This is a genomic window from Methylophilus sp. DMC16 (assembly GCF_056314045.1).
Map to the genome: position 1 here is coordinate 740,947 of NZ_JBQUZC010000001.1, position 17,969 is coordinate 758,915.

The 17,969-nt window shown below is 51.9% G+C and carries 16 protein-coding genes; 9 read left to right on the plus strand and 7 right to left on the minus strand.

Features of this window, described 5'->3' with window-relative positions:
- Window positions 1-4 precede the first annotated feature (4 nt).
- The 5 genes from ACT53D_RS03670 to ACT53D_RS03690 form a co-directional block, all read right to left on the minus strand.
- On the minus strand, window positions 5-718 hold the full coding sequence (locus ACT53D_RS03670; protein WP_476154533.1) for an SAM-dependent methyltransferase: 714 nt from the start codon (window positions 716-718) through the stop codon (window positions 5-7).
- Between the two features lie 118 nt (window positions 719-836).
- The gene (locus ACT53D_RS03675) at window positions 837-2,276 is read right to left on the minus strand and encodes a DUF4139 domain-containing protein (RefSeq protein ID WP_338654280.1); all 1,440 of its coding nucleotides are present in this window, start codon (window positions 2,274-2,276) and stop codon (window positions 837-839) included.
- 94 nt (window positions 2,277-2,370) lie between these two features.
- On the minus strand, window positions 2,371-2,967 hold the full coding sequence (locus ACT53D_RS03680; RefSeq protein ID WP_313987685.1) for a Maf family nucleotide pyrophosphatase: 597 nt from the start codon (window positions 2,965-2,967) through the stop codon (window positions 2,371-2,373).
- A 61-nt stretch (window positions 2,968-3,028) separates the two neighbouring features.
- Complete coding sequence (oadA, locus tag ACT53D_RS03685) at window positions 3,029-4,876, minus strand: sodium-extruding oxaloacetate decarboxylase subunit alpha (RefSeq protein WP_275355360.1); 1,848 nt, start codon at window positions 4,874-4,876, stop codon at window positions 3,029-3,031.
- 41 nt (window positions 4,877-4,917) lie between these two features.
- On the minus strand, window positions 4,918-6,336 hold the full coding sequence (locus ACT53D_RS03690) for an acetyl-CoA carboxylase biotin carboxylase subunit (RefSeq protein WP_275355359.1): 1,419 nt from the start codon (window positions 6,334-6,336) through the stop codon (window positions 4,918-4,920).
- Window positions 6,337-6,676: 340 nt separating this feature from the next.
- Between ACT53D_RS03690 and ACT53D_RS03695 the strand changes: the two genes are divergently transcribed.
- The 8 genes from ACT53D_RS03695 (at window position 6,677) to fabF (ending at window position 13,108) form a co-directional block, all read left to right on the plus strand.
- Window positions 6,677-7,183 (plus strand): YceD family protein, encoded by a 507-nt coding sequence (locus ACT53D_RS03695; protein ID WP_476154536.1) that lies wholly within the window; start codon window positions 6,677-6,679, stop codon window positions 7,181-7,183.
- 209 nt (window positions 7,184-7,392) lie between these two features.
- Window positions 7,393-7,572, plus strand: coding sequence for a 50S ribosomal protein L32 (gene rpmF / locus ACT53D_RS03700; RefSeq protein ID WP_018985326.1), 180 nt, complete (start codon window positions 7,393-7,395; stop codon window positions 7,570-7,572).
- Between the two features lie 127 nt (window positions 7,573-7,699).
- On the plus strand, window positions 7,700-8,752 hold the full coding sequence (gene plsX / locus ACT53D_RS03705) for a phosphate acyltransferase PlsX (RefSeq protein WP_194747684.1): 1,053 nt from the start codon (window positions 7,700-7,702) through the stop codon (window positions 8,750-8,752).
- Between the two features lie 48 nt (window positions 8,753-8,800).
- Complete coding sequence (locus tag ACT53D_RS03710) at window positions 8,801-9,742, plus strand: beta-ketoacyl-ACP synthase III (protein WP_228518732.1); 942 nt, start codon at window positions 8,801-8,803, stop codon at window positions 9,740-9,742.
- A gap of 83 nt (window positions 9,743-9,825) precedes the next feature.
- The gene (gene fabD / locus ACT53D_RS03715) at window positions 9,826-10,749 is read left to right on the plus strand and encodes an ACP S-malonyltransferase (protein WP_476154538.1); all 924 of its coding nucleotides are present in this window, start codon (window positions 9,826-9,828) and stop codon (window positions 10,747-10,749) included.
- Window positions 10,750-10,759: 10 nt separating this feature from the next.
- Entirely contained in the window at window positions 10,760-11,500 is a 741-nt protein-coding gene (gene fabG, locus ACT53D_RS03720) for a 3-oxoacyl-ACP reductase FabG (protein ID WP_476154540.1), read from the plus strand.
- Between the two features lie 86 nt (window positions 11,501-11,586).
- Window positions 11,587-11,823, plus strand: a complete 237-nt coding sequence (gene acpP / locus ACT53D_RS03725; RefSeq protein WP_018985321.1) for an acyl carrier protein — start codon at window positions 11,587-11,589, stop codon at window positions 11,821-11,823.
- Window positions 11,824-11,875: 52 nt separating this feature from the next.
- The gene (gene fabF, locus ACT53D_RS03730) at window positions 11,876-13,108 is read left to right on the plus strand and encodes a beta-ketoacyl-ACP synthase II (protein ID WP_194747679.1); all 1,233 of its coding nucleotides are present in this window, start codon (window positions 11,876-11,878) and stop codon (window positions 13,106-13,108) included.
- 89 nt (window positions 13,109-13,197) lie between these two features.
- Here fabF and tpx (ACT53D_RS03735) read toward each other — a convergent pair whose 3' ends face one another.
- Both tpx (ACT53D_RS03735) and tpx (ACT53D_RS03740) read right to left on the minus strand, forming a co-directional pair.
- Window positions 13,198-13,701, minus strand: coding sequence for a thiol peroxidase (gene tpx / locus ACT53D_RS03735; protein ID WP_194747678.1), 504 nt, complete (start codon window positions 13,699-13,701; stop codon window positions 13,198-13,200).
- Between the two features lie 88 nt (window positions 13,702-13,789).
- Window positions 13,790-14,296 (minus strand): thiol peroxidase, encoded by a 507-nt coding sequence (tpx, locus tag ACT53D_RS03740; RefSeq protein ID WP_194747677.1) that lies wholly within the window; start codon window positions 14,294-14,296, stop codon window positions 13,790-13,792.
- 184 nt (window positions 14,297-14,480) lie between these two features.
- Here tpx (ACT53D_RS03740) and dnaE point away from each other — a divergent pair, with 184 nt between their 5' ends.
- Complete coding sequence (gene dnaE, locus ACT53D_RS03745) at window positions 14,481-17,960, plus strand: DNA polymerase III subunit alpha (protein ID WP_476154543.1); 3,480 nt, start codon at window positions 14,481-14,483, stop codon at window positions 17,958-17,960.
- Window positions 17,961-17,969 lie beyond the last annotated feature (9 nt).

Below are 17,969 nucleotides of genomic sequence, written 5' to 3' on the forward strand. Positions count from 1 at the left end.
TCCCTTAGGCTAGCAGCAAAAAAACGGTCGGTTTTTTATGCAAATCAGGCAGGGGTGCTTTCTTCCAGTCAGCCACTGTTTTTGTCACAATCAATTCTTCTTTGCCTGACACATTGCAGGCTACACATAATTTTGTTTGTGCTTGCAGGTTAGCAATCAGGTCTTCTAATACATGCTGATTGCGGTAGGGTGTTTCAATAAACAGCTGGGTAGCTTGCTGTTTTTTTGAGTCAAACTCAATGCCTTTGATGGTTCTGATACGTTCATTTTTATCGCTGGAAAGATAGCCTAAAAACGTAAATCTCTGGCCGTTCAAGCCGCTGGCCATCAGTGCCAGCAGCAAGCTGCTGGGGCCGATGAGCGGGGAGACGCGTATGCCTTTGTGATGAGCGACGGCGGCGAGCGCGGCCCCTGGATCGGCGATACCCGGACAACCGGCTTCACTCATCAAGCCAACATCCATGCCCTGTTGCACAGGTTGCAGTAACTTTTGCAGGTCTTTATTCGGTGTATCTTTAGTCAGCACCGTGAGCGTGATTTCACGCATAGGCACTGGGTGCCCGCTGGCGCCTAGAAAGTGACGGGCCGTTTTTTCGTTCTCGACGATAAAGTGACGCAAGCTGTGCATACGTTGTATGACTTCAGGCGGTACGACTTGTTGGGGCGTGGTGTCTTCCGTGAGGGGGACGGGAATAAAGTAGAGGGTTCCAGCAGTCATGGCAATCTTAATGAGTTAAACAGCGTGATTATCCCACGGCCAGACAGCAAAAAAGCATTCTTTTGCAAGAATGCTTTTGTTGACGCCCTTGAAGCATGTTGAGCGGGAGTGTGGCAGGCTAATATTTCACCTGCACACGATATTTCAGCGTGGTATCGCCATCGGCAGGCACATTGATTTTCCAGCTGGCCTGGTGGGCACTGGTTTTCTGGTGTGGCTGTGATTCGCTTAGTATTTTCCAGCTACCTGCAATCGGCTCTTGCACGGTGACGGTGACCGCTTCTTTTTTCGCGTTGTGCAAAGTGATGGTATAAGCGCTTTCATACACGGGTGGCTGGTTTTGCTTGCTCAGGTTTTTAAAATCGGTTTGCACACGGTCAGCCGTCACATCAAAGGCATTGCCAAGTTTGAGGCGCACCGTGTCGTTCTTTGGTGTATGGTCGATCTGGTCTTCGCCCACAAACTGTGCCGTGCCGTCGTGATCTTTTTTGTAAACGCGCATGGTGCCTTTAGGCAGAGGAATGCCCAACTGGCTACTTTCTTTGTTATCAAATTCTACAAAGACCTGTACTTTGAGTTTTTTGTCGATATCAGGATACTGACCCTGGAAATAATACTCCGAGCCATTCAGTACCAGTTCTTTATGCGCCGGGATATGTTGCGCAGAAAGCAAGGCCACTTGTTTGGTTTGGTTTTCTGCAATGGTCGTGGGGCGTGGCAGGGTGTATAAATGATATTCGAGTAATGCTTGCTCGGTGGGCATGGCGGCTTCGGCGACCATGGCATCCGCGCGCATCATCATGGTTTTGGGGTGGATCACTTCACGCACACGGTTGACATCCCCTGCCACCAGTTGCACTTTTGCGTTGGGATAGCTGGTGCCGCTGGTATTGGTGAGCGTGACCCAGCCAGACAGATCTATCGCATCCTCTTTGCTGCTGAGCTCAGCGACATAGTCGGTTTTCCACTGCAAGCCGCCTGTGAGGTAACTGAGCTCCAGAGTGGACTGTTCACCGCCTTTATATTGCAACTGCGTCGTCAGGGTTGGACGGTCTTTGAGCATGCCGGGGACGTTAGGATAGGCGATACGGCCCGGGATCACGGTTTCGATACGGTTACCTATTTTGAGCACCGGGCCATCCTGGGCAGAGAGTACGGTGGCTGTTTCTTCAGTTTCGGCACCTGTGGTCGGGTTGGTACGAATCACGGTGACTTGTTGTCCGACATATTTTTCCAGCAGTTTGTGCGGGGTGAGCAAGTCAAAGTCAAAGTTCTGCTCCAGCACCTGCAAGCTGGTGTTAGGGAGCAAGCTACGCAATAAGGCAGTTTCAGGCTTGATCTGCGCACTGACATCGCGGAAAGAAACGGCAGAAAGCCCGTTGCTTAACTTTAACTTGCGACTGTCTTTGACCAACGCAAGGTCTTCATTATAAATCGTCACCGCCACACTGGTCTGGTCAGATTGTGGGCTGGTGAGGGTGGTTTCCGCTTGTGCAGCGGCTGCGTACGTCAATGCAGCCGTCCCCATGGAGAAAAATAGCAGGGTGCTGAGTCGCATGTGTATCCTTTCGTTATAGGTTATTTGCGTTTTAAGCATGAGACTGCCTAAACGCATTGGCCGTTCAAAAGTTAACACACGACTTTGTTTTATGCTATCGAGTTGAAGCCGATAATACGTCTACACCCGCTTGTCGCAGCATCTCGACCAAGGCAATCAAGGGCAGTCCTATCAGCGCATTCGGGTCATCGCCCCGCATATAGTCCAGCAGCGCGATGCCCATGCCTTCAGATTTGGCACTGCCTGCACAATCATAAGGTTGTTCAAGGTGCAGGTAGGTCTCGATCTGGCTGGCACTTAAGGATTTGAATTTAACGAAATAGGGCACGATGGTGGCTTGAAGGTGCTGCCGTTGGCTGTCATACAGGCACAAGGCACTATGAAAAACCACCTCTTTGCCGCTGAGCATGGTGAGTTGCGTGACAGCATTGGCATGATTACCAGGTTTACCTATCTGCATACCATCCACGGTCGCGACCTGGTCGCAGCCAATAATCAGCGCATCAGGCTGGGTTTCTGCCACTTTGCGGGCTTTGGCCTCTGCCAAGCGCAAAGCAGTCTGTTCGGGGCTTTCATTTGGCCACGGGGTTTCATCAATCTCTGGTGACAAGCAGGTAAACGGTAAATGCAGCTTTTGCAGTACTTCACGACGGTAACGTGAAGAGGAGGCAAGAATCAGTGATTGTTTCATGGATCAGGCAGCTTAAAAGCAAAAATCCCTGAATTGCTTCAGGGATTTTTGTTGATTGTCATTATTCAGGTTGAATTTCAATCAGTGTTTCATCTGGCGTGACACTGTCGCCCTTGGTCACATGAATGGCAACCACGGTGCCCGATTTGCTGGCCTGGATCTCGTTTTCCATTTTCATGGCTTCGATCACCAACACGCCATCACCGGCATTGACTTTGTCACCCACATTCACTTTTACCGTCACTATCGTGCCTGGCATTGCCGTGGTGACGCAGCCTGGATGGTGAGGGCGTGGACGCCCACTCGCGGCGACTGCAGCGGCTTTTTTCTTGCTGCCGTTACTGCCGCCACCGCTGACTTCCATTTCGCTCAAGGTCTCAACAAACACTTCTTCAGAAATGCCGTCTACCTTGACATAGTAAGGTCTGCGTTCTTCACCCGCGTGACCGCTGCCGGTCAGCTTGATATGGTAGGTTTCACCATGCAGGGTAATGTTGAATTCATTCGGTGCATAACGGGCGGCTGCTGTTTGCTGGGTGACCGCATCTTTGCTCAACAAGGGCTCTGGATTCAATGAGCCTGCATTGCGTTCTTGCAAGAAGGTTTTACCGATGTCCGGGAACATGGCATAGGTCAATACATCTTGCTCGTTATTGGCAAAGCGCTCGGCCTCGGACTGCAGCTTGACCATTTCCGGTTGCAGCAAGTCTGCTGGACGGCAGGTAATGACTTCAGCATCGCCGACCGCTTGTTTACGCACCTCAGCATTCACTGCCGCAGGGGCTTTGCCATATTGGCCTAACAAGTAATTTTTGACTTCGTTGGTAATGGACTTGTAGCGGCCACCGGTCAATACGTTCAGTACAGCTTGTGTCCCGACGATTTGTGAGGTGGGCGTCACCAACGGAGGATAACCAAGATCTTGACGCACACGTGGAATCTCGGCAAGCACCTCGTCCATACGGTTAAGCGCACCTTGTTCCTTCAGCTGGTTGGACAGGTTGGAAATCATGCCTCCTGGTACCTGGTTGACCAGAACGCGGGTATCCACGCCGGTAAACTCGCTTTCAAATTGCCAGTATTTCTTGCGCACTTCTTTGAAGTAGGCGGTGATTTCCTGCAACTTGCCCAAATCGAGGCCTGTGTCGTATTCCGTGCCTTTCAATGCGGCCACTAGGCTTTCTGTGGTCGGATGGCTGGCACCTTCGGAGAATGAAGAGTTGCAGGTATCAATAATATCCACGCCGCTTTCCACGCTCTTGAGCAAGACCATACTGGCCAGACCGGAGGTGGCATGGCTGTGCATGTGTACGGGCACGCTGACCGCAGCCTTCAGACCTTTGACCAGTTCGGCAGCCATGGTGGGTGTCAGCAGGCCGGCCATGTCCTTGACGCCAATGCTGTCACAGCCCAGCGCCTCAAGCTCTTTGGCCATGCTCACAAAGTAGGCCACATCATGCACCGGGCTGGTCGTAAAGGACAGGGTACCGATGGCATGTTTCTTGACAGATTTAACGGCTTCAATCGCGGTTTTCAGGTTGCGGATGTCGTTCATCGCATCAAAGATACGGAACACATCGACACCGGCATCGGCTGCCTGTTTGACAAAGGCATGCACGACGTCATCAGAGTAATGGCGGTAGCCCAGCAAGTTCTGGCCACGCAACAGCATATTGATAGGCGTATTGGGCAAGGCTTTACGCAAGCTGCGCAGGCGTTCCCACGGATCTTCCTTCAAAAATCGGACGCAAGCGTCAAAGGTTGCACCGCCCCAGGCTTCGAGAGACCAGAACCCAATCTCATCCAGCTTGCTGCAGATCGGCAGCATGTCTTCGGTGCGCATGCGCGTTGCAATCAGGGATTGGTGACCATCTCTTAAAACGAGTTCGGTGACATGTATTTTGCTCATAGTCTTGTCGATCTAAATAAATATCTTGCAATGCGGGTTAATCAAATGCCTTCGTGGGCGGCAATCGCAGCCGCAATGGCGGCTGCCATCAACTCTTTGGGTAATCCTACGTCGTACTCAGTCAGCTCGGGGTGTTGCTCCACAAAGCTGGTGTTGAAATCAGCGGCGCGGAAGTCCGGATGCTGCATGATCTGCTGGTAGTATGGAATGGTCGTTTTGACGCCATAGACAATCATGTCATTCAAGGCACGGCGACCGCGTTCAATCACGCTTTCCCAATCCAGGGCCCAAACTGTCAGTTTGGCACACATGGAGTCGTAGTAAGGCGGGATGACATATCCGCTGTAAATCGCCGCATCCATACGCACACCCGGACCGCCGGGCGCATAGTAGCGGGTGATTTTACCAAAGCTGGGCAAAAAGTCTTTTTTCGGGTCTTCTGCGTTAATCCGGTACTCCATGGCAAAGCCACGGAAAGCAATTTCACTTTGCTTGTATTGCAGCGGTAAGCCGGCCGCAACACGAATCTGCTGTTGAACAATGTCAACGCCAGTAATGGTCTCGGTCACAGTATGCTCTACCTGTAAGCGAGTGTTCATTTCCATGAAGTAAAAGTTATTGTCTGAATCCAGCAAGAACTCAACCGTGCCTGCGTTCTCATAGCCAACAGCTTTAGCGGCTTTCACGCCCAGACCACCAATATATTCACGTTGAGCTTGAGTCAGTTGTGGAGAGGGGGCGATCTCGATCAGCTTCTGGTTACGACGCTGGATGGAACAATCGCGTTCAAACAAATGAATGACATTGCCATGTGAGTCGGCCAGCACTTGCACTTCGATATGGCGCGGATGCACCACGCACTTTTCGAGAAAGACTTCTGGCTTGCCAAAGGCTTTGCTGGCTTCTGAAATGACACGGTCATAGTTACTGAGCAGCTCTTTCTCGTTGTCGCAACGACGAATTCCGCGGCCACCGCCACCATTCGTCGCCTTGAGCATCACGGGATAGCCAATTTTATTGGCCAAAGTCACCGCGGCCTCTACCGATTCCAGATTGCCTTCACTGCCTGGCACGCAAGGAATACCTGCGTTAATCATGGCATTACGTGCCTGGATCTTGTCACCCATTTGACGGATGACGTCGGCATCAGGACCAATGAACTTGATGCCGCGACGTGCGCAGACTTCAGCAAGTTCCGGATTCTCTGACAGGAAGCCATAACCAGGATGCAAGGCGTCACAGCCTGCAGCCACAGCAATGTTGACTATATTGTGTGCGTTCAGATAGCCTGCGACAGGGTCTGAGCCAATGTTATAGGCTTCGTCTGCCTTTTTAACATGCAACGCATGGCGGTCAGCATCGGAGTAAATAGCTACCGATTTAATGCCCATTTCAGAGCAGGCACGCACGATGCGCACCGCAATTTCACCGCGATTCGCGACTAAAATTTTCTTAAACACACATTACCCTTAAAGCAAGAAAAAAGGACTAGAGTCTTTTAGTAACTCAACCGAGTTTTTCAATCTCCAGGAGACTGAATATAAAACGATTTGAGTTGATTTGGTTGTGGTTTGGAGTCGTCTTTGCTACAGCAACAAATGGCCGATCAGGCAAACCGGCACCATGGGTGCGCCCTTGAACAGAGCGCCGCGTGATGCGGTGTCATTATAACAACAAACCTTGCGCTTAAACAGAGGCCTGTCATTTTAGTGCTGGCCTTGTCCGTGTTTTAGTCGTCAATGATCATTGAGTTTGTTATAGTGCCGGCTTAATAGTTGATTGAATTGTTTGGTAAAGATCATGGCGCATTTTCAGGAGCTGGCAAAGCAGCAAAAAACCGTTGAGGGGGCGTTAGCGCTGAGCGCTATGCCCAGGTTACATGAGGCGTTGCAAGCGCTAGGAGTGACGGATGCGGCCGCCCTCGACGGCATACAGGTGCATTATCGGTTGCAAGGCTTGCCATCCCGCTATTTTGGTGAGGTGTCGCTGCCTATGCTGGCGCTGAGTTTGCAGACGACTTTGCCGCTGGTGTGCCAGCGCTGCTTTGAGCCCATGCCAGAGTCGCTAGAGATGACCTTTGAATTTGCGCTTTGTGATGAGCCGCCGGAAGCATTGCTAGAAGATGAAACGGTGGATTGGCTGGAATCTACGGATGAGTCGTCACTGGAAGTGTTGGTCGAGGATGAGTTGTTGATGGCGCTGCCTATCTCTGTCATGCATGAAGAGGCGTGTACACAATTAGAACAGTCTGCGGGTGAAAAGCCGAATCCATTTGCTGTGCTCAAGCAGTTGAAGCTGGACAAATAACCCCGTAAGCTGGGTGTTCATGCCGCGAATCATGGCAAATAAACCAATGAAAAGCGATATTTGCATGATTTATTTGCAGTTGTCCCTGAGTTATTTTATAATGCTGGATTAGGTAGCATTTTTAATTTATTAATAACCGAGTTTGTTTTATAAACTGTCATTGAGCTTCGATACATGAGGTGTGGCGGTTTGATATTGGAGTAACTTAAATGGCCGTTCAGCAAAACAAAAAGACACCTTCCAAGCGTGGTATGCACCGTTCCCACGACTTTTTGACTAACCCACCTTTGGCAATTGAGCCAACCACAGGTGAAGTGCATTTGCGTCATCACGTGAGTCCTAACGGTTTTTACCGTGGCCGCAAAGTGATGCCTGCAAAAGGCGAATAATCGCCACATTAAAGCCAACCGCTTTAAAACGCGCCGCGCAGTAAAATGCGCGGCGTTTGCGTATCTGACGTAAGCCGCTGTGATGGCTGCGCTTAAACGCGCAAAGTTAACAAACTTGGAAAATCACATGACAACTGGTCAACACGTGCATTCACATGAAGTAGTGATTGCCATTGATGCCATGGGAGGAGATCACGGTCCGCATGTGACTGTGCCCGCGGCAGTTCGAATTCTGAACGAAAATCCTGAATTAAACATTATCCTGGTCGGCCTGCAAGAGGCAATCGAATCCGAGCTTAAGGTCTTGAATGTCCAGCCGGGGCCGCGATTGCGTATCCGCCATGCCAGTGAAGTGGTGTTGATGGATGAGTCGCCACAAAGTGCGATGAAGAACAAAAAAGATTCTTCTATGCGGGTGGCCATTAATATGGTTAAAACGGGTGAAGCGCAGGCTTGCGTCAGTGCCGGTAACACTGGTGCGTTGATGGCGACTGCGCGCTTTGTCCTCAAAACCTTGCCCGGGATTGACCGGCCAGCGATTGCCTCGACTTTACCCTCTGAAAAAGGCAGTACGTTTATGCTGGATCTGGGGGCGAATGCCGACTGTACACCTGAGCATTTGTACCAGTTTGCCATTATGGGCGCGATGGTGGTGAGCTGCCTGACCAATAAGCCGAATCCAACCGTCGGTTTGCTCAATATCGGTTCTGAAGATATCAAGGGCAATGAGGTAGTCAAGCAGGCGGCGGAGTTGTTACGCGGCAGTCATTTGAATTTTTACGGCAATGTAGAAGGCGACGATATCTTCAAGGGCACGACAGACGTGGTCGTTTGTGACGGTTTCGTGGGCAACGTATCGTTGAAAACCACCGAAGGCCTTGCGCATATGATGGGTAAATTCCTCACCCAGGAATTTAAACGTAACTGGTTGACCAAGTTAATGGCGCTGGGCGCTTTTCCGGTGCTAAAAGCCTTTAAAAAGCGGGTAGATCCAAGACTTTATAATGGGGCAAGCTTTTTGGGCTTGCGTGGCATTGTGGTCAAGAGTCATGGTGGCGCAGACAGCGTGGGCTTTTACCATGCGATTCATGTCGCGATGGAAGAGGCGCAGAGCGGTGTCCTCAAGCGTATTCAGTCGCAGTTGGAGATTGAGCATCTGACGACCTCCGAGCAACCCTGAACCCCTTTTTGTTAGGTGTTTCAAACCAATTAAGGCATAATCGCACGAATGATTTACGCTCGCATTGCAGGTACTGGAAGCTACCTGCCACCCCATATTTTGACCAATGCCGATCTGGAAAAAATGGTGGATACCACCGATGAGTGGATTTACGCCCGAACTGGCATCAAGCAACGCCACCGCGTCACGGATGAACGTACTAGCGATCTGGCGACCCACGCGGCGCGTCAAGCGATTGACGCGGCCGGCATCGCGGCTGAACAGATCGACCTGATTATTGTGGCAACAACCACGCCTGACAAGATTTTCCCAAGTGTGGCGACCATGGTGCAACGCAAATTGGGCATCAGCGGCTGTCCCGCTTTTGATGTACAGGCGGTATGCAGTGGCTTTGTCTATGCGCTGACCACCGCCAACCAGTTCATCAAGTCTGGCCAGTCCCGCAATGTCCTGGTGATTGGGGCGGATACATTCACCCGTATTACTGATTACAGCGACCGCAGCAACTGCATTTTATGGGGCGACGGTGCCGGTGCGGTGATCCTGCAAGCCAGTGAGCAACCCGGTATTCTTTCTACCCACATCCACGCCGATGGCAACTACGAAACCTATTTACATGTGCCGCGCAATCCTGATGGGCCTGACACGGTGGTGATGGAAGGGAATCCGGTGTTCAAAATGGCGGTCAATACACTGGATCAGATCGTCGATGAGACGCTGGAAGCGAACCAGATGCAAAAGTCAGATATTGACTGGCTGGTGCCGCATCAGGCTAATATCCGTATTTTGCAGGCAACGGCCAAAAAACTGGAAATGCCGATGGATAAAGTCGTCGTGACGGTGGATCGCCATGGCAATACCTCCGCAGCCTCAATTCCGCTCGCACTGGATGTGGCTGTACGTGACGGGCGCATCCAGCGTGGACATACCTTGCTCATGGAGGCCTTTGGTGGTGGATTTACCTGGGGCTCAGTCCTGGTAAAGTACTAACCAGTACTAACAGTACCAAGGTTCAACAATGAAGCATGCCGTGCTTGCATGACCGTTTTAATTGAATAAATAACTGAATCAATATGTCTAAATTTGCTTTTTTCTTTCCTGGTCAAGGTTCACAGTCTGTGGGCATGATGCAAGGACTTGCAGCCCATGCCATCGTTAAACAAACCTTTGACGAAGCCTCGGCTGTGTTGGGGGTAGATTTCTGGAAAATGGCCACCGAGCCAAATGAAGAAATTAATCTGACGGAACACACACAACCCATCATGCTGACCGCGGGTATTGCTACCTGGCGTGTTTATCAGGCGCTGGGTGGCCAGTTGCCAACCGCGATGGCGGGGCATAGTCTCGGTGAGTACACTGCACTGGTTGCAGCCAATGCCATTTCGTTTGCGGATGCCTTGCCACTGGTAAAATTTCGCGCCCAGGTAATGCAGCAAGCCGTGCCGGAAGGCCAGGGGGCCATGGCAGCGATCTTGGGGCTGGATGATGATACCGTGCGTGCTGTTTGTACCGAGGCGGCACAAGGTCAAGTCTTGCAGCCCGTTAACTTCAACTCACCAGGCCAGGTTGTCATTGCCGGTGACAAAGCGGCGGTTGAGCGTGGCATGGAGTTAGCCAAGGCGAAAGGGGCCAAGCGTGCGCTAGCATTGCCTGTCAGCGTGCCTTCGCACTGCGACCTCATGCAGCCGGCGGCTGAAAAGCTGCGCGAATATCTCAATGGCGTGAATGTACAGGCGCCGGTTGTGCCTGTCTTGCATAACGCCGATGTCGCAGCCTACGCGGATGTCGTGCAGATTAAAGACGCGCTGGTTCGCCAGCTCTATAGCCCGGTCCGCTGGGTGGAGACCGTGCAACAGCTGGCTGCACAAGAGGTGCTGAGTGCCGCTGAATGTGGCCCCGGCAAGGTGCTGGCTGGTTTAGCAAAGCGCATTGTGGCCGAGGTGAGCTGTGTTGCGCTCGTCAATGACGAAGCCATGCAAACATTGATTACGCAATAAGGGAGAGACCATGTCTGACCAACAAATCGCATTAGTGACGGGCGCCAGCCGCGGCATAGGCGCAGCGATTGCACAAGCCCTGGGCAAGCAGGGAGCCACCGTGATTGGTACGGCGACCTCTGCCAGTGGCGCAGAAGCAATCACCGCCCATTTGAAAGCAGCTGGGGTCAACGGCGTCGGGATGTCGCTGGATGTGACACAGCCTGAACAAATTGAGGCGGTATTAAAGCAGATTGCCGAGCAGTATGGGGATGTCAGCATCCTGGTGAATAATGCCGGCATCACCAAAGATACCTTGCTCATGCGCATGAAAGACGAAGACTGGGATGCGGTCTTGACGACCAACCTGAAGTCCGTATTCCGCATGAGTCAGGCGGTATTGCGTCCAATGATGAAAGCGCGTCAGGGACGTATTATCAACATTTCCAGCGTGGTGGGTCATATGGGCAATGCCGGGCAGACCAACTACGCAGCGGCCAAGGCTGGGATGACTGGTTTTACCAAGTCTATGGCGCAAGAAGTCGGCAGTCGCGGTATTACCGTGAACTGTGTGGCGCCTGGCTTTATTGCCACGGATATGAGCGCTGAACTGCCTGACGATATCAAGACCAAAATGCTGGAGCGTATTGCGCTTGGGCGTTTGGGGGCTGTGGATGAAATCGCGGCGACAGTGGCTTTCCTGGCTTCGCCAGCGGCCGCTTATATCACGGGTGAAACCATCCATGTCAATGGCGGCATGTACTGCGCTTAATATTTAGTTTCTTTGGTATTCTGGGCAAGTTTTGCTAGAATACTGGTTTACTGTACACGACACTTATCAACAAAGGGGTATTTTAGATGTCCGACATCGAACAACGCGTAAAGAAAATCGTTTGTGAACAATTGGGTGCAAACGAAGCTGACGTAAAAAACACATCATCTTTCGTAGATGATCTGGGTGCAGATTCTCTGGACACCGTAGAATTAGTAATGGCTTTGGAAGAAGAGTTCGATTGCGAAATCCCTGACGAAGAAGCTGAAAAAATCACTACAGTGCAGCAAGCGATTGACTACGTCAACGCAAACCTCAAGTAATTCATTGACTTCATTCTTCAATCAGCCCTCGCAAGAGGGCTGATTTTCTATTATGACGAAACGCAGAGTAGTAGTAACTGGCTTGGGCGTGGTGTCTCCAGTAGGGATTGGTACCCAAACCGCTTGGAACAATCTGGTCGCTGGTCAATCAGGCATTACCCGTATCACTAAATTTGATCCTACCCCATTTGCCTCGCAAATCGCAGGTGAGGTTAAGGGATTCAACGCTGAAGACTTTATTCCAGCCAAGGATGCACGCCGCATGGATACTTTTATCCAGTACGGTCTGGCTGCTGGCTTGGAGGCTTTCCGTGATTCTGGCCTGGAAGTGACCGACGCAAATGCAGAACGCATTGGCGTGACCATTGGTTCCGGGATTGGTGGTTTGGGCTTGATTGAGTCCACTAACGACAGTTATGACGAAGGTGGCCCACGCAAGATCTCGCCATTCTTTATCCCTGGCACCATCATCAACATGATCTCGGGCAATTTGTCCATCATGTTGGGTCTCAAGGGGCCGAATATTGCGGTGGTGACTGCCTGTACCACAGGCACCCATAGCATTGGTGAAGCCGCACGTATGATTGAGTATGGTGACGCCGATGTCATGGTGGCAGGTGGGGCAGAAGCCGCCATTACCGAGCTCAGTGTCGGTGGCTTTGCCTCTGCGCGAGCCTTGTCTACACGCAATGACGATCCCGCGACGGCCAGCCGTCCCTGGGATAAAGACCGTGATGGGTTTGTCATCGGTGAAGGTGCAGGGGTGATGGTACTCGAAGAGTATGAGCATGCTAAAGCACGCGGTGCCAAAATTTATGCAGAGGTGGCAGGTTACGGCTTGAGTGCCGATGCCTATCACATGACCGCACCGAATATGGACGGTCCACGCCGCTCCATGGTGAACGCGCTCAAAAACGCAGGGGTGAACCCGGACCAAGTCCAGTTCATGAATGCGCACGGGACCTCGACGCCCCTGGGCGATACCAACGAAACCAATGCCATCAAGGCAACGTTTGGCGATCATGCCTACAAGCTGGTAGTCAATTCGACCAAATCGATGACTGGTCACTTGCTCGGTGGCGCAGGCGGTCTGGAGTCGGTCTTTACGGTGTTATCGATTTACCATCAGGTTTCACCACCGACCATCAATCTGTTGAATCCTGATCCGGATTGCGATCTGGATTACTGTGCTAACACGGCACGTGACTTGCAGATTGAATATGCCCTCAAAAACAATTTTGGTTTTGGTGGGACTAACGGCAGCTTGTTGTTCAAGCGCGTTTAAAAGTATTTAAGACGGGTCTTTAGCAATATAAAAGCAGTAATAAAAAAGCCAGCTTAATGCTGGCTTTTTTATTACTCAAATCTGCTGACTTATTTGAGGACTGCCAAGGCAGCAGCATAGTTTGGTTCGTCAGCAATTTCGCCAACTAGTTCGCTATGCAATACCTGATTGTTCTCATCTAGTACAACCACTGCACGTGCAGTCAGGCCTGCCAGGCTGCTATCGGTGATCAGGACGCCATAATCATTGCCAAATTTGGCTGTATCGCGGAAGGTAGACAGGGTTACAACATTCTCCAGACCTTCTGCACCGCAGAAACGGCTTTGTGCGAAAGGCAGGTCTGCAGACACGCACAGCACGACGGTGTTGCTGACGCTACTGGCTTCCTTGTTGAAGGTGCGCACTGAGGTGGCGCAGGTGGGCGTATCAATGCTAGGGAAAATGTTCAAGACTTTACGCTTGCCTGAAAACGCATCCAGACCAAGCAGGTTGCGTTTGGCATCTGCCAATTGAAAATCAGGAGCCTTGTCGCCTTTGGTTAAAAATTTACCGCCAACCGCGACCGGATTTCCTTTGAGCGTAACGCTAGACATAGTGTTCTCCAAAATGTGATGAATAAAACTTAAACAAGCACTTTAACGTGTCAGCGCAACGCAATCAACCACATAAAAAGTAAGGGAATCAGGCGGGCAGCACCGCAAGCACGGCTTCGTAGTCTGGTTCCATGACCAGGTCCTTGACCAATTCAACGTGGAGGACGCGGTCATTTTCGTCCGCGACGATGATGGCGCGTGCAGGTAGGCCTGCCAGTTTGCTGGTCATCATGAGCACGCCATAATTCTTGAGCATGTCGCGGCCACGCAAGGTGGATAAAGTCATGCATTGCGGCAGGCTTTCCATGGCGCAGAAGCGGGCCATGGTGAATGGTAAATCCGGTGAAATATGCAGGATGGCTGTGTTAGTCAGATCTAGCGCCATGCGCTCAAGAATACGCACGCTGTTAGCACTGGTGGGCGTATCAATGCCCGGGAAGAAATGCAGTATCTTGCGCTGACCTGCAAAGGCATCCAGCGCAACGTCCTCAAGCTCGCGGTTAACTAGCTGGAAATACGGCAGGGGCTGCCCCACGGCAGGCAGCTCGTCCTCCACCAGTATCGGGTCATCGAGCAGGGCAGTGGCATTGGGCATGTGATCTATCGCTTATGACAAAAACGCCTGCCATCATAGAACATAATCCCGGTTCGTTTCAATTTTTTACAACTATCAACAATCCATTTTTTACGAGGTTTGCATGGCTTTTTTGAGGCTGTCAATGACATTATTTGTCGTCGGCATGGGTACAAAAAAGCAGGTTGGCGGTTAAAATAAAGTGATGGAAGCGCCTGAAACACCCTCTCTCCAACCTGCATTTATTCACCTGCGTTGCCACAGTGAGTATTCCATTGTGGATGGCACGGTGCGCATTGATGATTACGTCAAGGCTGCAAAAAGTGATGCCATGCCAGCGATTGCGCTGACCGATCTGGCTAACCTGTTTGGGGCGATCAAGTTTTACAAGGCTGCCCGTGGCAAGGGGCTCAAACCGATTCTGGGCTGTGATGTCTGGATCGAGAATCCGCTCCAGCGCGACCAGCCTCACCGCTTGCTGTTACTGGTACAAACGCAGCAGGGCTATCGCAATCTGTGTGAATTACTCAGTCGCGCCTATCTGGAGAACCAGTACCGTGAACGGGCAGAAATCAAACCCGAGTGGTTACAGCAAAAAAACGGAGGGCTATTGCTGCTGTCGGGCTTTACTGCCGGTGACATTGGACTGGCACTGCAGGCTGGCAACCAGGCTCAAGCCTTGCAAGCGGCAGCACACTGGGCCGGGGTATTTGAAGGCCGCTACTACCTGGAAGTTCAGCGCGTACATGTGCCCGGCAATACCGAAGCCTATGCCCAAGAGCAATTGATCAGACAAACCATCGCCATTGCACAGCAGCTCGATTTACCTGTGGTGGCAACGCATCCGATCCAGTTCCAGACGCCGGATGACTTTATGGCGCACGAGGCGCGCACCTGTATCGCGGAAGGCTATGTGCTGGCCGATACCCGTAGACCCAAGCGTTTTGTCGCCACCCAGTATGTGAAAACCCAGGCAGAAATGCAGGCTTTGTTCGCCGATATGCCCATCGCCTTGCAAAACTCGGTGGAGATTGCCAAGCGCTGCAACCTGACGCTGACTTTGGGGAAAAATTATCTGCCAGATTTTCCGACGCCTAATGGTGAGAGTCTGGATCAATATCTGGTGGACCAGTCTAAAGCAGGCTTGGAGCACCGCCTGGCCTATTTGTACCCGGATGAACAGCTGCGGGAAGCCAAACGAGCTGAATACGAAGCGCGCTTGCAGTTTGAGTGCGGCATCATCATTCAGATGGGGTTTCCTGGCTACTTTTTGATCGTGGCCGATTTTATTAACTGGGCAAAAAACAACGGCGTGCCAGTCGGACCAGGCCGGGGCTCCGGTGCGGGGTCTTTGGTCGCTTACAGTTTGGGGATTACCGACCTCGACCCGCTCAAATACAACCTGCTGTTCGAGCGTTTCTTAAACCCGGAGCGGGTCTCCATGCCCGACTTTGATATTGACTTCTGTCAGGAAGGGCGAGATCGCGTCATCGATTACGTCAAGCACAAATATGGCTTGGCTTCGGTGTCTCAGATCGCCACCTTCGGGACCATGGCGGCCAAAGCGGTGATCCGCGATGTGGGCCGCGTGCTGGATTTGCCGTTCAACTTTGTCGATGGCATCGCCAAACTCATTCCGATGGAACTCGGCATCACGCTCGAATCCGCGCTGGAAAAAGAGCCGCAACTGCAAGAGCGCCGCGAAAAAGAAGAAGAGGTTGCAGAATTACTGTCTTTGGCACTGCGGCTGGAAGGCCTAGTGCGTAATATCGGTATGCATGCCGGGGGGGTGTTGATTGCGCCTGGCAAGATTTCAGATTTCTCGCCCGTCTATTGCCAGCCCAATGGCGATAGCCTGGTCAGTCAGTACGACAAAGATGATGTGGAGGCGGTCGGCCTAGTTAAGTTCGACTTTTTGGGCCTGCGCACGCTGACTATCCTGAATATGGCGCTTGAAAACGCCAATGCGCAGCGCGCGCAAGAAACGTTGCCACCACTGAGTTTTGAGACGATTCCGCTCGATGACAAGCGTAGCTACCATCTGCTGAAAACAGCCAATACGACAGCGGTGTTCCAGTTGGAATCGCGCGGCATGAAAGACATGCTTAAGCAAGCCAAGCCAGACTTGTTTGAAGACATTATTGCGCTGGTTGCCTTGTACCGTCCTGGCCCAATGGATCTGATTCCAGACTTCTGCCGCCGTAAACATGGCACGCAGCGCGTGGAATACCCGCACCCGTCGACCGAATCTATTCTCAAGGAAACCTACGGCATTGCCGTGTATCAGGAACAGGTGATGCAGATCGCCCAGGTGGTCGCCGGGTATAGTCTCGGCGGCGCCGACTTGCTGCGCCGCGCCATGGGTAAGAAAAAGCCGGAAGAGATGGTCAAACAGCGCGAAATCTTTAATGAAGGTGCGCTCAAAAATGGCCTGACCTTGCAGCAGTCCAACGATTTGTTTGACTTGCTGGAAAAGTTCGCGGGGTACGGCTTTAACAAGTCGCATGCGGCAGCGTATGCCTTGGTGGCTTATCATACCGCTTACCTCAAAGCGCATTACCCGGCGGCTTTTCTGGCGGCGACCATGTCTGCCGATATGAACAATACCGATAACGTGCATACGTTTTTTGATGACTGCGGCGCCAATCATATCGAAGTGTTGCCGCCAGACATCAATGCCAGTGTCTATCAGTTCAAGCCGCTCAATGCGCAGCAGGTGCTTTACGGCCTGGGCGCTATTAAAGGCACCGGCCTGGCGGCGATTGAGTTGATTATGGCGTCCCGTCAGTCTCAAGGCCCTTTCAAAGACTTATTCGATTTTTGTCAGCGCCTGGATTTGCGCAAGGTCAACCGTCGGGTGATTGAATCCCTGATCCGCGCCGGCGCTTTTGACAAGCTGGAACCTAACCGGGCTGCGTTGCTGGCGGGCCTGGATAGGGCGATCAGTGTCGCAGAGCAGGGCGCGGCACACGCCGGGCAAGATTGCCTGTTTGGCGGGGTGATCGAAACGCAGCATGCTTTACCGGATATTGCCGCCTGGAGCCCTGAGCAGGCCTTGCAAGAAGAAAAAACGGCGCTGGGTTTTTACTTGAGTGGTCACCCTTATTTAAGCTACAAAGCGCAGCTTGGCCCCTTTATCAAAGGCAATCTGGGTGAGCTTGCGCCACAAGAGCAGCCGAAACTGCTGGCCGGGGTGGTCATGGGTGTACGTGTCCGCATGACGCAGCGTGGGAAAATGGCGATTGTGACGCTGGATGATGCCGTCGGTCGCGTGGATGTGGTCGTCGGTAGCGAACTGTTGAATCAGCACGCACAGTGGATCAAGGAAGACCAGCTGCTGGTGGTAGAAGGGCGCATCAGTAATGATGAGTTCTCCGGTGGCATCCGCGTCAGCGCCCGTAAACTCTATGATCTGGCCGCCGTGCGTAACCGTTTTGCGCAAATGCTGACCTTGAGCTGCAATGGCACTTCGGATGTGCAGCGTCTCATGACAGTATTGACGCCTTATCGCTACGCCGGTGAGGAACAGAAGCGTTGTCCGATCAAAGTCGACTACCATAACCAGTCTGCTCAGGTGAGTTTGATGCTAGGCGATGACTGGCAAGTCGTGCTGCATGACGACCTGCTACACAATTTACAGGGCTGGTTGTCTAAAGAAAACGTCAAAATCCTTTATAATGCCTGAACTTTTTTC